The following is a 15,708-nucleotide window of genomic DNA, read 5'->3' on the forward strand; positions in this document are numbered from 1 at the left end:
CAATGAAATGTTAAATAAAAAAGCTGTTTAGTTTGCAGAAAATGGATTTTTTTCTGAAAAGATTTAATTATTTGATTTAGATCATTGCGTCGCAGGTTGTTCTGGTATGTCTGATGTTCAATGCGCATAAAAAACGCTAAGATTACGCTCTTTTTTAATTACCTTTCTAACCTGCGGAGTATGTCCCGTTGATCAGCCTGCTGCTTGTTGATGACCATGCACTGGTACGTGCCGGTATTCGTCGCATTCTGGAAGATATCAAAGGACTGGTCATTGCCGGCGAAGCGGCGTGCGGAGAGGATGCAGTAAAATGGTGCCGTCAGCACACGGTGAATGTCGTTCTGATGGACATGAATATGCCGGGTATCGGCGGACTGGAAGCGACGCGCAAAATTGTCCGCTACAACCCCGATATTCGCATCATTATGCTGACTATTCACACCGAAAACCCGCTGCCGGCCCGGGTAATGCAGGCGGGCGCCTCAGGCTATCTGAGCAAAGGCGCTGCGCCTCAGGAGGTGGTCAGCGCCATTCGCGCCGTCCACGCTGGACAGCGCTATATCGCCTCAGATATCGCTCAGCAAATGGCGCTGAGCCAAATCGAGCCGCAGAAAGCGGAATCGCCCTTCAGTTGTTTGTCGGAACGGGAATTGCAGATTATGCTGATGATTACCCGGGGACAAAAAGTTACGGAGATATCCGAACAGTTGAACCTGAGCCCGAAAACCGTTAACAGCTACCGCTACCGTATGTTCAGTAAGCTAAACATCAGCGGTGATGTAGAGTTAACGCATCTGGCCATTCGTCATGGTCTGTTCAACGCGGAGCCATTAATAAGTAGTGAGTGAACTCTTTAATCCCAAAGCCTTTCTCAGCACCGTAACCAGCCAGCCTGGCGTCTACCGAATGTATGACGCGGCCGGTACGGTGATCTATGTCGGTAAAGCCAAAGACCTTAAAAAACGCCTCAGCAGCTACTTTCGTGCGCAGACTGGCAGCCGTAAAACGGATGTGCTGGTCAGTAATATTTGCAATATCGACGTTACGGTCACGCATACTGAGACAGAAGCGCTGCTGCTGGAGCATAACTACATCAAGCTTTACCAGCCACGCTATAACGTGCTGCTGCGCGATGATAAATCGTATCCATATATTTTTCTTAGCGGCGATACGCACCCCCGGCTGGCGATGCATCGTGGTGCCAAACACGCCAAAGGAGAATATTTCGGTCCGTTTCCAAATGGTTATGCGGTACGCGAGACGCTGGGCCTGCTGCAGAAAGTCTTTCCTATTCGCCAGTGTGAGAACAGCGTCTATCGCAATCGCTCGCGTCCCTGTTTGCAGTATCAGATTGGACGCTGCCTCGGTCCGTGCGTAGCCGGTCTGGTCAGCGAAGAGGAGTATGCCCGGCAGACAGACTATGTGCGGCTGTTTCTGGCCGGTAAAGATGATCAGGTCATCAACCAGCTGGTAGCGCATATGGAGGCGGCAAGTCAGGGATTGCGTTTTGAAGAGGCGGGGCGGCTGCGCGATCAGATTCAGGCCGTACGCCGCATTACTGAAAAACAGTTTGTCTCAAATCAGGGTGACGATCTTGATGTCATGGGCGTGGCCTATGATGCGGGCATGGCCTGTCTGCACGTGCTGTTTATCCGCCAGGGGAAAGTACTGGGAAGCCGCAGCTATTTCCCCAAAGTCCCGCCTGACACTGAGCTGACGGAAGTGGTGCAGACCTTTGTCGGGCAGTTTTATCTGCAGGGAAGCGAGGCGCGCACCCTGCCCGGAGAGATCCTGCTGGATTTTAACCTGGCAGAACGCAACCTGCTGGCTGAATCACTCAGTACGCTGGCTGGTCGCAAAGTCAATATACAGACCAAACCGCGCGGCGATCGGGCACGCTATCTCAAGCTGGCGCGCACCAACGCGGCAACGGCGCTGACCACTAAGCTGTCGCAGCACTCCACTATTCAGCAGCGGCTTGCCGCGCTGGCTTCCTGGCTGAAGCTGGAGAGCATTCAGCGCATGGAGTGTTTTGATATCAGCCATACCATGGGTGAGCAGACTATCGCCTCCTGCGTGGTGTTTAATCAGGATGGCCCGCTGCGTTCTGATTACCGGCGTTACAATATCGAGGGGATCACGCCGGGCGACGATTACGCGGCGATGAATCAGGTGCTGCGCCGCCGTTATGGCAAAGCGCTGGAGCAGGATAAAATTCCGGATGTCATTTTGATTGATGGCGGTAAGGGTCAGCTGGCGCAGGCGAAAGAGGTATTTGCGGAACTGGATGTCAGCTGGGATAAACAGCACCCGATTCTGCTTGGTGTCGCTAAAGGCAGCGATCGCAAGGCGGGACTGGAAACGCTGTTTTTTGAAGCGGAAGGTGAGGGCGTTTCTCTGCCGCCGGATTCGCCAGCCCTGCATGTCATTCAGCATATTCGTGATGATGCTCACAATCATGCAATTTCAGGCCACCGTAAAAAACGCGCCAAAGTGAAGAACACCAGCGCGCTGGAAAGTATTGAAGGCATCGGACCTAAACGGCGTCAGCAGCTGCTGAAGTATATGGGAGGCCTGCAGCCGCTGATGAACGCCAGCGTGGATGAAATCGCCCGCGTGCCCGGTATCTCCTTTGCCCTGGCTGAAAAAATATACCACTCGCTGAAACACTAACATTGAAACAGGGGGGGCAATGTAGGAACATACGTTAAACCCTACACACACCAGACAGTTACTGGCATATGCAATATAACATCCCAACGTGTCTTACCCTGTTTCGCGTTTTTTTGATTCCTTTTTTTGTACTGGCGTTCTACCTGCCGTTTTACTGGGCGCCTTTTGCGACAGCGCTGATTTTTGTTATTGCCGCCATAACGGACTGGTTTGACGGCTTTCTGGCGCGTCGCTGGAAACAAACCACGCGCTTTGGTGCATTTCTCGATCCGGTGGCTGATAAGGTCATGGTCGCTATGGCGCTGGTGCTGGTTGCGGAATATTTCCACGCGTGGTGGATAACCCTGCCTGCTGCCACCATGATCGCCCGCGAGATTATTATCTCTGCGCTGCGTGAATGGATGGCGGAAATTGGCAAGCGCAGCAGCGTTGCCGTCTCATGGATTGGTAAAGTCAAAACCACGGCGCAGATGCTCTCACTGGTTGCGCTGCTGTGGCGTCCTGATGCTACGGTCGTAGGCGTTGGCGTGGTCGCACTCTATATCGCGGCAGTGCTGACATTCTGGTCGATGTTCCAGTATCTGAGCGCAGCACGCGGCGATCTGCTTGATAGCTGATCGATACGATTCAAAAAGCAGCAAACAGACGCAGTGGGTGATAATTTTATTGACTCACTGCGTGAGATAAGTAGAATGCATCGCATCGAACGGCAGCACAGCTGCAAGAAGCTGAATAAAAACAGCAAGTTCGGTAAAGCAGCAGTTATGCGGGAATAGCTCAGTTGGTAGAGCACGACCTTGCCAAGGTCGGGGTCGCGAGTTCGAGTCTCGTTTCCCGCTCCAGTTTCAGCAATGGGTCACTGACCGGTTGCACATCAGAATAAAGGCGCGTTGGCAGAGTGGCCATGCAACGGATTGCAAATCCGTCTACCTCGGTTCGACTCCGGGACGCGCCTCCAGTTTACACCCTGCCCGGGTGGTGAAATCGGTAGACACAAGGGATTTAAAATCCCTCGGCTTATGGTCGTGCGGGTTCAAGTCCCGCCCCGGGCACCATACAAAACACCGAATTAAAAAAGCACTATAAGTAATGTCGTAACCGCCTTCAGGCGGTTTTTTTGTGTCTGCTGTTTTTCATTCCTGACGCCCCACCGTGCGTGCCTGTATAACCAATCCCAAATCATAATACCTGGATAACAGCCGTTTTGATCTTTCACTGCAAAACAGAACCTGCGCAGGTGACATGATTCATGTTTTTCCTGCGATTAATTGATAAAGCACCGGGCAGGTGCTGGCAACGCTGCATAGCGTAGTTAATGGTCGATTTATGAAAGTTGTTCTTCAAAAGCCGCATCTATACTTTTTGCCGCATCGCGGATTTCGGGCAAACCAGTCATCCACCTTATCGATAAACCCAATTTTTCCGGGTTTTCACGTCAGAAGTCTGCGCTTTAAAATGTGATTGCTGCTGCCGGAAGGGATCCCGGCGCGAAGCCAGTAAAGATATGGAGATTACTATGTTTACTATTAACAAAGCATCGGCGCAGTCTGTTCCTGTTGCTCTGCCTCCGGCTGATACCATGGCACCAGAGGGCTGTGTATCTCTGGACTCATTCTTTAGCGATCCCTATGTCATAGAGCACCTGGCGCTGGCGGCAACGCTGAAAAAAAACCAGTCGGGAACGCTGTTAAGCAATATTTTTAATAAGCGGGATGTCTGTTTTGATTCTGAACAGAAAATAAGAGACGCCGATTACGCTATAAAAGATGGGTTTCTGTATCGTGCCCACTATGCGGATCCGCATACTGTGACGAGCGCGGGGGTAACCCGCAATACGCAGGAAAACGAGGAGGAATGTTTTGATGATTATCTGGCAAAGTTGTTTGAGCATACTGCCGGGCACAGCAGCCAGGGAGCCATATTATCTTTCAGTAGCCATGAGAAAACAGCTAAAAAATTTATGGCAGAAGGGAAACTCCTCCTCAAAGTAGATGCTGATAGTGAGGCGGATAAAAACGAGTTTATTTCCGTACCACAACTGATACTGCAGCATGGCGGGCGATTGCTCAAAGCAGGAAAGATAGACAAGCTAACGCTGCTTTCTGCTCTCGATCAGCTCAACAACAGAGAGCGTGAATTTTTTTATATTGGTAAACCTCATGGCTATCGATATGGCGAATTACCCCCGTATAAACTGGCTTTTGGTGAAGCGGCGCAGCCGGTTACTACGCATGTTGCGGCCCGTGACCAGGAGCCTGTTGCGGCAGCCGTGGTGCTCAGAGAAGATAAAACCGGCGTAGCCCGCGATCGTATCTGCTATCCGGGAGTCAGCAGCTGCCTTACGATTACTTTCAGACATGAAAATTTTTTAGCAGGAGCGCACTTAACAATAGCCACAGATAAGAACGCCCTTAAAGATGTACTGAAAGAAATAAAAGCGCTTAACCCGAATAAACCCATTGAGATTATTGTCGCTTCTCCATTTTCTGTTTATAAAATCGGCGTGTCTGATAAAGAGTTAAATACCCGCTCAAAGTTAAAAAAAATCATAGGCAGGATTTTTCCGGATACGTCAATCCGGTTGGTTGACACCTCCGATATACGGTTGTCCCATATTCTGGTCAGTAAAAATAGCCTTGAGTACGTAAACGAAAGCAACTTCAGAGTTATCGGCAACCATTGTCCCGATGCGTCAGCCTTCGCAAAATCTGCTGAAACCGTCTTGCCGGACAGGCCGACGCCCTTAGCCTCACTGGCGAGCAGCAGCAGTGGTGCGGTAACGCGCTCAGCACTGAGCGCCTGGCTAAAGGAAACTGATTTACCCTCCCGCCGCAGTGAAGAACAGGTATTAAAGGATTTAAAAGAGGCTGGCTTTGCGGTCACCGCTTCTCAGCTGAAAAAAGCCTGGTCCGATGCACTGCCGGCCGGCGATGCTGTTCTCGCTTCAGCGCCGGATAACCCCTCTTCTGAGATCGCCTCACCTGAAATAAAGAAATTACGCTCAATCAGAACCCTGACAACGCTGAAACATCAGCACGGAATGCCGAACCAGGATCGGCAGCGCGAACTCAATGCCCTGCTTAAATTGGGTCCGCAGCTGGCTGATGTGGCGCGCCATCCGGGTAAAGAGATGCTTGAGACTATTTTAGATAAAGATATTTCCCCTGCCGGCTATTCACAAATGAGCAGTGAGTTCAGCCAGGCTCTGGCGACGGATTACTTTGAGACACTAGACGATACCCTTAAAAGTGAAGAAAACCCGACAGGCGACCCCCCCCTGGCCTCAATGCTCAACCCGCTAAAGGATCATCTGCTGGAAAACCGTGGTCAGCAAAATATGCACCCCTGGAATGATGGGTTGATCCGCACTTTGAGTACGGCAGGAAAGGGTGCGCAGGCTCAGCGAGCTGCGCGCGCATTATCTGCGGAGCTGGAGCGGGATCCTGACATCGGCACGGCATGGAAGCCCGGATCGTCTGCAGCGCCATCGCCTGAAGCTGAGCGCATCAGAGAAAAGTTGACCCAGCTGAGCACTCGTGAAGGTTTTATACAGAAAGAGCAGAGGCTGACCGGGCTTCTTTCGCGACGAGACAGGAATATTCAGCAGGACAGAGAAAGGCTGGCACTTAAGGCAGCAGCAGATCGGGCAAAACGCAGGGAAGCGGACCGCCAGGCGTGGAACGCCTTCAATCGCCACGTTGATAATATGGTTGCCGGGGGGCAGGATCTCAGGGCCAGACATGCCCGTGAGAGAAGCGAAATCGATGCCCGTGTCAGCCGGGATTATCATGCCCGCATGGATGCCTGGCAGAGTACAAGAGAAGAGATGGGGAAGAAAATGCAGGCCATACTGCAAGCGCTGGCAGCCAAATCCGGAACGGCTGCAGCGCGTAAGATGAGTGTGCCGGCTAATCTGGGGCCGATTATCAGTACGGCAGACCGGTTAAGAAATGAAGCTGACGCTGCTATTACGGCTTTCACCTGGGCTCTGCAGAAAAATCTCACTGAGGGAGAGCTAAAGCAACGTCTGACTGACATGGAGAGGGTTACTGAAAAGCTGGTTGCTGAAGAGCAGCACCTGTTCAATCAGGTAGCAGGCCTGATAGAAAAAAAGGTATCCGTAGCGCGACCGGATGAGAGAGAAGTAGATACGTTGTTAGGCCAATTAGCTCAGGAAGTCATGACAGAGCGTCTCCCTGATATTAACCGGACTCACGGGCTTCAGGACCTGTCATCGGAGAGAAGAGCTGAGAGAGAGCCGCAAAAAATAGCCCTTGCGCGGTCTGCTTATGACAAAGTCGGCAAAGAGTAAAGCTAACAGCTAACCCCGATTTCATACGCGGACTGTCAGCAAAGAGAGCCTGTCAATACCCCGAACGGGCAATAACTACCCGGCGCAGCCGGGTAGCGAAAATTAACCCTGCGGCTGGCCGACCGGGCCTTCGCCTTCGCTGGCGCCTGGCACCGGCTGGTTACTTGGTGCGTGCGGACGACCGTCGGCACCCACGGCATCACTATGCTGCATGCAGCCTGCCAGTGAAAAAAGCGTAACCGCTACCAGACCTGCTTTCATAATCCACGACATACAATCCCCTTAATAAACTGCTTTTATACGCCTGCCAATCAGCGCGTTGCGCCGTTAAGCAAAGCCGCTGAAGGGCTAACTTGCAAGCGAAACGGGAGATTTAAGACATAAGGACGGGCAGAAACAGCGCGGAGCGCGCGGGCAGGGCGCTCAGAGGCGCCCTGCTGACAGGCGGATTAACCGAGGTTGCCGCTCAGGCGATCGCGAAAATCGCTGCTGCGGTTATCCAGACCGGTAAAGGTAACTGTGGCACCGTGACGCTGATAACGGTATTCGATAGCGTCCAGCGCGGCGACGCTGGAGGCGTCCCAGATCTGAGCGTGCGTCAGATCGATAGTGACCTGGCTCGGATCGTGGCCATAATCAAAGTGCTCGAACAGGTCATTACTGCTGGCGAAAAATAGCGGACCGCGTACGGTGTAGTGAACCCGATCCCCTTCCGGGCTGAGCGTGCGCTCGGCATGAATAACATGGGCGATACGCCGGGCAAACAGCATCATGGCCAGAATCACGCCGAGCAGCACGCCAATCGCCAGGTTGCTGGTCCAGACGGTGATCGCGACAGTCACCACCATCACCAGCGTCTCTGACCACGGCATCCGTTTCAGCGTTGCGGGTTGCAGGCTGTGCCAGTTAACGGTCTTCACCGCCACCACCATCATAATGCCCGCCAGAACCACCATCGGGATCTGCGCCATGATATGGCTCAGGCCAGTAACCAGCAGCAGCAGTACCAGTGCCGCCGCTATGGTTGAAATCCGGGTACGCGCGCGGCCCAGCTCGACGTTGACAATTGTCTGCCCAATCATGGCGCAGCCGGCGATGCCGCCGTAGAAACCGGCGAGAATATTGCCAATGCCCAGCGCCCAGGATTCGCGCCGTTTTCCTGATGGCGTGTCGGTAAGATCGTCCACCAGCTTTGCCGTCAGCAGCGACTCCATCAGGCCAACAAACGCAACGGAGAGCGCGGCGGGCCAGACGATCTGCAGCGTCTGCAGGTTCAGCGGCACCAGCAGTTCGGTAAACCCGGGCAGCCCGGCGCTCATCGGACCTTCATCGCCCACGCTGGGTACGCGATAACCGAGCAGCAGAGCGACGGCGGTAACCACGACAATGGCAACCAGCGGTGAGGGAACACTTTTCAGTACGCGCGGCAGCAGCAGCACAATGGCCAGCGTGGCGGCAAACAGGCCCCAGACCAGCGCAGAGTGGCCCCAGACGTGCGGCACCTGCGCAAAGAAAATCAGTACGCCCAGCGCGTTGACAAAGCCCAGCATCACCGAACGCGGGATATAACGCATCATGCGCGAAAGGCCGGTGACGCCAAACACAATCTGAATAATGCCCGCCAGAATCACGGCAGGCAGAATATAGGCCACGCCGTGCGCATGAACCATCGGGCCAATAACCAGCGCCACTGAACCGGCCGCCGCGGTCACCATCGCCGGACGCCCGCCCAGCAGTGAGAGCGTCAGACAGAGCACGACCGAAGCGATCAGGCTGACTTTAGGATCAACGCCCGCAATAACAGAGAAAGAGATAACTTCAGGAATGAGTGCCAGCGCGGTGATCACCCCGGCCAGGCATTCGCGGGTAAGCAGGGCGGGTGAACGCAGAACGCGGGCGACCGTTAAATCGCCCGCGTCAGCACTATTGCGATCGGTTTGTGAATTCATAACGTGTGCGGACTCTTAAGTTATAAAGCGTATGCGGCAGCGAGGCAGCAGAAAAACAGGATGTTTAGCGTGCGAATGTTACCGGTCATTGGTGGCCCAGACCAGCGAAAGAGAGAGAGCAGCAGGGTAAAAAAATAACCTCTGCAGGTGGAAATCCAAAAACACCTGCAGAGGCGACGCAAAAGCATCATTCGTTACTGAATCGTCAGCCGATTCATGGCGCTAAAGTTATACAAAAACAGGGTTTGTGTACAACTAATTTCTTAAGCATTTTGTGCGATATTAGCCGGTTAGCGGGGGTTACGGCAGGCTGTGGTCTGACATGTACAGGTTTTTATCTCAAATCGATACAACCTTTTCCCTTTTATAGCGGCGTGAATTATAATTACGCCTTCTTTTAGTTAGGTATCTAACCATTAGGTGGCTAATCTTGACCGACTACCCGCAGCCCTTTTCCCGGCTTTTACATCAGACGGCTCACGCATGGCGGCTGGCGGTCGATCGCCGGCTGAAAGAGAGCGATTTGAGTATGAGCAGCTGGATGGCGATTGCCAGCGTCGCCACCGCCAGTCAGCCGCTGACGCAGAAAGCGCTGGCGCAGCAGCTGGGTCTGGAGGACGCGAGCGTGGTGCCACTGGTGGATCGGCTTGTGAAGCAGCAGCTGCTGGCTCGTCTGCAAACGCCCGAAGATCGGCGTAAGCGTCTGCTGGTGCTGACGACGCAGGGAGAGCAGGCGTTTACTCAGGTCAAAGCGCAGGCAGACGATCTGCGCAGTCAGCTGCTGGCTGATATCGATCCCGCTGCGCTGGCTGTCACGGAGACGGTGCTGCAGCAGCTGCTCGATCGTCTGGGTAGCGCCTGAGCATGGCCAGACGTAATCCCTACGCGCAGCGGGAATGGCTGCCGCATGAAAAGCCGATGCTGCCAGGCTCCCCCTCCACGCCGCTGCATTCGCCAGGCAAGCGCGTCGCGTTTGGCCTGATTGGCTTGCTGATCACGCTGACCGGCGCGCTCAGCAACGCGCTGGTCACGGCAAACCTGACCAATCTGCAGGGGACGTTTGCCGCTTACAGCAATGAGATCGCCTGGCTGCCGGCGGTTTATGTGATGGGAAACATTTCAATTAACCTGCTGCTGGTAAAATTTCGCCAGCAGTTTGGCCTGCGGCTGTTTACCGAAGCGTTTCTGGTGCTGTATGTCATCGTGGCGTTTTTTCATCTGTTCGCCAACGATCTCAGTTCCGCCATCATTGTGCGCACCGCACACGGAATGGTGGCTGCCGCGCTCAGTTCGCTGGGGATCTACTATCAGGTACAGGCGTGGCCGGCAAAACACCGGCTGAAAGCGCTGGTGATCGGTATCACGGCTTCCCAGCTGGCGATCCCGCTGGCGCGACTCTTTTCTACCGAGCTGCTGCAGCTGGAGGAGTGGCGTGGTCTCTATCTGTTTGAGCTTGGGCTGGCGCTGATTGCGCTCGGCTGCGTGCTGGTGGTCAGGCTGCCCCCGGGAGACCGCATTAAAGCGTTTGAAAAACTCGATTTTGTCACGTTTCTGCTGCTGGCACCGGGTATGGCGCTGCTGTGCGGTGTGCTGTCACTGGGACGCATCGAATGGTGGTTTACCACGCCGTGGCTGGGCGTCTGTCTGGTGCTGGCGCTGGTGCTGATTGTTTCAGCCGTTGTGGTGGAGCATAACCGGACCAATCCACTGATCAACACCCGCTGGCTGAGTAGCGGCATGATTGTCCGGCTGGGTATCGCCATGATCATGATCCGTATTGTGCTGGCTGAGCAGAACACCGGGGCGATCGGCTTTTTGCAGCAGCTGGGGCTGCTTAACGATCAGCTGCATGGCCTGGCGCTGGCCATTATTGCCGGCGTCATCTGCGGCATCATCGCCAGTGCGCTGACCATCAAGCCTGGCCAGCTTAACTGGCCAATTGTGACCTCGCTGGCGATTATGATTGTGGCTTCGCTGATGGACGCGCAGTCAAACCCGCTGACGCGCGCGCACAACCTCTATTTCAGCCAGTTCCTGCTGGGCTTCAGCAGCGCCTTTTTCCTGGCGCCAGCGATGCTGCTGGGGATCGGCAGCGTGGTGACGCAGCCGAAAAACCTGGTCAGCTTTGTGGTGCTGTTTGGTATGAGCCAGAATCTGGGCGGGCTGATTGGTTCAGCCATTCTCGGAACGTTTCAGACCTGGCGGGAGAAGTATCACTCCAGCCTGCTGGCCGACAAACTTTCGCAGCTCGATCCTAACGTGACGGAACGGCTGGATCAGTACAGCGCGCTGTTTCGCAGTCAGCTGACCGATAGCGTGCTGCTGGGCGCCCAGAGCAGCAGCCAGCTGCAGACCGTCGCCACGCTGCAGGCGAACGTCCTTGCGTATAATGACACTTATCTGCTCACGGCAGCCCTGGCGATGTGCACGCTGCTGTGGGTATTATGGCGGCTGTCGCGTCAGCGTTATCTTGCGTGGCGGCAGGCGAAAAATCATCAGGATGAGCCGCGTCAGACAGCGCCCTCAGCGAACTAAACGGAGAAGAGATGAGTCAACAGGATGATCTGCAGGTGGCTGAGCGCGAACGTGCGCATCGCCGCCGCACGCTTTCTATCGCCGCTGGCGCGGGAATTGTGATTGTGGGTGTGCTGGTAATTCTTTATGCCTGGCAGCTCTGGCCGTTTACCAGCAGCGTACAGACCACAGAAAACGCCTATGTGCGCGGTCAGATCACCTTTATCAGTCCGCAGGTCAGCGGCTATCTGACCGGCGTTGAAGTTGTGGATCTGCAGCCGGTGAAGCAGGGCGAGCTGCTGATGACCATTGACGATCGTATCTATCGTCAGCGCGTGCATCAGGCTCAGGCGCAGCTGGAGATGAAAGTGGCGGCACTGAAAAATAATCAGCAGCAGCGAAAAAGCGCTGAAGCGACCATTCTCAGCAATAAAGCCGCGCTGGAGAATGCCCGGGCACAGAGGCAGAAAAGCGGGCTCGACCTGAAACGGGTGGAAAATCTGGCGTCGGATGGGTCGCTTTCGGTGCGCGAGCGTGATGCGTCGCGTGCCGCGGATGCGCAGGCGCAGGCGCAGATGCGGCAGGCCGAAGCGCAGGTTGCCGTAGCGCAACAGAATCTGCAAACGGTGGTAGTAAACCGCGCTTCGCTGGAGGCTGACGTGGCTAACGCACGCGCGGCGCTGGAGCTGGCGAATATCGACCTTGCTAACACCCGGATTGTGGCGCCTGATAGTGGTCAGCTGGGACAGCTCTCCGTGCGTAAAGGAACCTATGTTACCGCCGGTACGCGTCTCACTTCGGTGGTGCCGGATAAAAAGTGGGTGATTGCCAATTTTAAAGAGACGCAGCTGGCGCATATTCGCCCGGGCTTACCGGTGACGTTTAGCGTTGATGCGCTTAATGGCCGGCGCTTCAGCGGCAGAGTAGAGTTTATCTCTCCTGCGGCTGGCTCAGAGTTCAGCGCCATCTCCCCCGACAACGCCACCGGAAACTTTGTGAAGATTGCGCAGCGCATTCCGGTACGGATCGGCCTTGATCCCGATGCGCAGCAGCTGCTGCGTCCGGGCATGTCAGTGGAGGTCAGCATCGATACTGCCGCAGAGCCGGCGAAGGAGACGCCGTGAAGCCGCTGCTACCTTTATCACTTGCGCTGCTACTGCTCAGCGGCTGTGCAACCCAGGTTGAAAAAGCGCCCGCTTCGCTGCCCATCCCGGAGCAGTGGCGCGATCGGACCGGACCGCAGGCGCCGCCAGAAGCCGCATGGTGGCGCACCTTTGGCGACAGCGATCTGAATCGTCTGGTCAGTCAGGCACTGAAATATAATAGCGATATTCTTCTTGCCCGGGCGCGGGTCGATCAGTACCGGGCGCAGGTGCGCGCAGCGCAGGGCGATAACTTTCCGGCGCTCTCTGCCGGTGTGGCTGCCAGCCGTCAGCGTTCGCTCTCGGCGGCAACCGGCCAGCCTTATGAAAGCGCGGTGTTTCAGGGTTTACTGCAGGCTAATTATGAGGTCGATCTCTGGGGCAGCCGCAGTAACAGCATACGCGCGGCAGAGGCGACGCTGGAGGCGCAGCGCGCTGCGGCGGCGGCGGCTGAGCTTACCGTTGCCAGCTCAGTGGCATCGGGCTACGTTACGCTTGCCTCGCTGGATGAACAGCTGCGCGTGACGCAGGCGACGCTGGCAACGCGCGAAAACTCCCGCCAGCTTGCCCGGCGCCAGTTTGAAACCGGCTATACGTCGCGACTGGAGTGGATGCAGGCGGAGTCAGAGTACCAGACGGCCAGCGCGCAAATTCCGCAGCTGCAGCATCAGATCGCGCAGCAGGAGAACGCATTAAGCGTCCTGGCGGGCATGAACCCGCGTGAAATCGCACGCAGCCATCGCTTTGACAACATCCGGCCGCACGCTCTGCCTGCGCTGCTGCCGTCGCAGCTGCTGAACCGGCGTCCCGACATTGTTCAGGCGCAGCGTGAGCTGCTGGCAGCAGATGCCTCTCTGGCGTCCGCACGCGCCAGACTGCTGCCTTCACTCAACCTCACCGCCAGCGGCACGCTGCAAAGCAGCGAGCTGCACACGCTACTGGATAATCCGTTTCGTCTTTGGAGCCTGGGGGGCAGTATCCTGGCACCGCTGCTTAATCGCGAAGCGCTGACGGCACAGGTTGACGTGCAGATGGCTACGCGCAATCAGGCGCTCTATAGCTATGAAAAAACGGTGCGTAACGCTTTCTCAGAAACAGAGGATGCGCTGGATGCGATCCGCCGTAATCAGGAGCAGCTGGCGGAACTGCAAAAGCAGGAGCAGTTTGTAGCGGAAGCGTACCGGATTGCCCGCAATCGCTATCAGAATGGTTATGCTTCGTATCTTGATGAGCTTGATGCACAGCGTACGTTGTTCAGCACGCAGCTTAATATTGTCTCGGTAAAAAATAATCTGCTGCAGGCGCAAATCGATCTCTATCGGGCGCTGGGTGGCGGCTGGCACGCCGCCTGAAGCGGGATCATGGCGGTAGCAGGAAAGTAATAAAGTCACGTGCGGTATCTGTTTCGCACAGAAATAGTCGTGAAATATTTATCACTTTCCATTACACTCAGCGCGCAATTTTGCCCTGATTCTGCTTACGCTATTGAGTTTTCATGAGTTTGCCGGCCCCACCTGACGATAACGACGAGTCTCACCGTCAACCGCTTGATGATGCGCACTTCGCTATCGTGGTTCTTGCGGTCACTTCGGTAACGCTTATAATCTTTGTCCTGATGCTCACTCTGTGGATGAGCTAACGCCTGCAACGCAGTATCAACGCCTGCAAGGAGAGCTAAATGGACGCTCGCGACGATAAACTGATCGCTATCATCGCCTTACTCTGTGCCTGTCTGATTGGCGTGATTTTTCTTGTTACCATGACCTGGCTTACCGATGTGCGCCGCCCTGCCGATACGCTGCAGGACGCCAGAAGCTGTGCGCCCGCTTCCCGTCACGCTCAGCACTCCTGACGCTGCCATTTGATCTGCTGACCGCGCAGCTCCAGGGCCAGTCCCTCATGCAGAGTACGATTACCGTTAGGATCGCCCAGCCCGAACAGGGCGCCGGGAGAGCGGCGATCGTCCGCCCAGGCGGGATACTCCACCACCGGATAGAGTGAAATTCCCTCCAGCGCAACGCCCTGAGCCAGCGCCAGCCGCGCTTCCGCACTGACGTGCCGCAGCCAGGGCGCGCGCGCATCGCCTTCAGCCCCCGTTTCCGCCAGCAGCAGCGGACGCTGATAGCGCTGCCAGCACGCCAGCAGCAGCTGGTGCAGGGGCTGACGCTGCGGATGATCGGGTGGCAGGGTATCGCCTGACCAGAACCAGTGGTTGTCGGGATAGTAGTTCAGGCCCAGAATATCGAGAAAGTCCGCCTGTCCGCCGAGTCCCGGTTCAGCGCGCCCGGCCAGCCAGTCCCATGCTTCAAACTGCATCTCATGCTGCCGGGCAGCATGCCCGGCACTCTCTGGCTTATCCGGATCCGCAGCGATCTGCACCAGCGGATCGGTCAGCACAAAGCGTGCTTCAGGATAGACATCGCGGATCGCATGCATCGCGGCCAGCGAGGCGCGCACCAGCTGGCGCTTCAGATCGCGTCCGCGTTCGCTGGCGTAAGGATCGAGCCATGAAACATCAGCCCCGGCCCAGGCCCAGAATGAGATTTGATTAATCGGGGTAAAAAACGGCTGCTCCACGCCCTCATCGCGCATCAGCTGTGCCATAGCGCGTGCATAGCGGGCAAAGTGCTCAACGAACGCCGGTTTCCAGATATCGAGGTGCGCCGGATAACCAAAATGCGCCAGCTCCCAGATAATCTGCATATTATGGCGTGCGGCCGCATGGATCATCGGCAGAAAGGAGCGCCAGTCGTAGTGGTCAGGCGTCGCTTCAATCAGATGCCAGCGCGCACCGTCGCGCGCCGTGAGCAAACCTTCCCGCACCAGCGCGGCGTAATCTTTGTCCAGCAGCATATCGTGTCCGCTACTGACAACCATATCCAGACGGCGGCCGCCGCTGCGACAGGCGGTAGAGCAGGGAAAGCTGCCCTGAAAAAAACTGCGAAAAAGCCGGGGTTGATAATGAGGCAGTAACGCGGTCATATTTCACTCCTCAGGGTAATCGCCCGATGCAGAACCACGGGCTAAGTCTAGACTAAATTAGCAGCCGGCTCTGCCGGTCAGGCATGCAGGTTGCCTGCCACAGCGACAATGCCAATAATAAGCGTGATTACGTATT

The 15,708-nt window shown here is 55.6% G+C and carries 12 protein-coding genes and 3 tRNA genes; 12 read left to right on the forward strand and 3 right to left on the reverse strand.

What is annotated here, in order from left to right:
• Positions 1-188 precede the first annotated feature (188 nt).
• The 7 genes from uvrY to LAC65_RS05865 all read left to right on the forward strand — a co-directional run bounded on the left by uvrY (position 189) and on the right by LAC65_RS05865 (position 6,985).
• The gene (gene uvrY, locus LAC65_RS05835; protein ID WP_224144846.1) at positions 189-848 is read left to right on the forward strand and encodes a UvrY/SirA/GacA family response regulator transcription factor; all 660 of its coding nucleotides are present in this window, start codon (positions 189-191) and stop codon (positions 846-848) included.
• Positions 841-2,673: an excinuclease ABC subunit UvrC gene (gene uvrC / locus LAC65_RS05840; protein ID WP_039383716.1), complete on the forward strand. Its 1,833-nt coding sequence runs from the start codon at positions 841-843 to the stop codon at positions 2,671-2,673. Before uvrY ends, uvrC begins: the two co-directional genes overlap by 8 nt.
• 68 nt (positions 2,674-2,741) lie before the next feature.
• Positions 2,742-3,290 (forward strand): CDP-diacylglycerol--glycerol-3-phosphate 3-phosphatidyltransferase, encoded by a 549-nt coding sequence (gene pgsA / locus LAC65_RS05845; RefSeq protein ID WP_039383718.1) that lies wholly within the window; start codon positions 2,742-2,744, stop codon positions 3,288-3,290.
• A 149-nt stretch (positions 3,291-3,439) separates the two neighbouring features.
• Positions 3,440-3,515, forward strand: a tRNA-Gly gene (locus tag LAC65_RS05850).
• A gap of 42 nt (positions 3,516-3,557) precedes the next feature.
• Positions 3,558-3,631, forward strand: a tRNA-Cys gene (locus tag LAC65_RS05855).
• Between the two features lie 11 nt (positions 3,632-3,642).
• A tRNA-Leu gene (locus tag LAC65_RS05860) sits at positions 3,643-3,728 on the forward strand.
• 461 nt (positions 3,729-4,189) lie between these two features.
• Positions 4,190-6,985 carry a hypothetical protein gene (locus LAC65_RS05865; protein WP_203025467.1) on the forward strand — a complete coding sequence of 932 codons (2,796 nt, stop codon included), beginning with the start codon at positions 4,190-4,192 and terminating at the stop codon, positions 6,983-6,985.
• A 102-nt stretch (positions 6,986-7,087) separates the two neighbouring features.
• On the opposite strand, the gene LAC65_RS05870 is transcribed toward LAC65_RS05865, so the two are convergent.
• Both LAC65_RS05870 and LAC65_RS05875 read right to left on the reverse strand, forming a co-directional pair.
• Positions 7,088-7,258 (reverse strand): hypothetical protein, encoded by a 171-nt coding sequence (locus tag LAC65_RS05870; RefSeq protein WP_039383726.1) that lies wholly within the window; start codon positions 7,256-7,258, stop codon positions 7,088-7,090.
• A 176-nt stretch (positions 7,259-7,434) separates the two neighbouring features.
• Positions 7,435-8,934, reverse strand: coding sequence for a SulP family inorganic anion transporter (locus LAC65_RS05875; RefSeq protein ID WP_039383728.1), 1,500 nt, complete (start codon positions 8,932-8,934; stop codon positions 7,435-7,437).
• A gap of 430 nt (positions 8,935-9,364) precedes the next feature.
• Here LAC65_RS05875 and LAC65_RS05880 point away from each other — a divergent pair, with 430 nt between their 5' ends.
• From LAC65_RS05880 to LAC65_RS05900, 5 genes are all read left to right on the forward strand, one after another.
• Positions 9,365-9,796 (forward strand): MarR family winged helix-turn-helix transcriptional regulator, encoded by a 432-nt coding sequence (locus LAC65_RS05880; RefSeq protein WP_039383731.1) that lies wholly within the window; start codon positions 9,365-9,367, stop codon positions 9,794-9,796.
• A gap of 2 nt (positions 9,797-9,798) precedes the next feature.
• A complete protein-coding gene (locus LAC65_RS05885) occupies positions 9,799-11,469 on the forward strand; it encodes an MFS transporter (RefSeq protein WP_039383734.1) in 1,671 nt (556 codons plus the stop codon).
• 11 nt (positions 11,470-11,480) lie between these two features.
• Positions 11,481-12,572, forward strand: coding sequence for an HlyD family secretion protein (locus LAC65_RS05890; RefSeq protein ID WP_039383736.1), 1,092 nt, complete (start codon positions 11,481-11,483; stop codon positions 12,570-12,572).
• Positions 12,569-13,942 carry an efflux transporter outer membrane subunit gene (locus tag LAC65_RS05895; RefSeq protein ID WP_039383739.1) on the forward strand — a complete coding sequence of 458 codons (1,374 nt, stop codon included), beginning with the start codon at positions 12,569-12,571 and terminating at the stop codon, positions 13,940-13,942. Before LAC65_RS05890 ends, LAC65_RS05895 begins: the two co-directional genes overlap by 4 nt.
• A 326-nt stretch (positions 13,943-14,268) precedes the next feature.
• Positions 14,269-14,442: a hypothetical protein gene (locus LAC65_RS05900; RefSeq protein ID WP_175540463.1), complete on the forward strand. Its 174-nt coding sequence runs from the start codon at positions 14,269-14,271 to the stop codon at positions 14,440-14,442.
• Here LAC65_RS05900 and LAC65_RS05905 read toward each other — a convergent pair.
• Complete coding sequence (locus LAC65_RS05905) at positions 14,430-15,572, reverse strand: glycoside hydrolase family 1 protein (RefSeq protein WP_039383742.1); 1,143 nt, start codon at positions 15,570-15,572, stop codon at positions 14,430-14,432. The two genes, LAC65_RS05900 and LAC65_RS05905, sit on opposite strands and share 13 nt — an antisense overlap.
• Positions 15,573-15,708: the final 136 nt, after the last annotated feature.

Source organism: Pantoea eucrina (assembly GCF_020079945.1).
Classification (GTDB): Bacteria; Pseudomonadota; Gammaproteobacteria; order Enterobacterales; family Enterobacteriaceae; genus Pantoea; species Pantoea eucrina.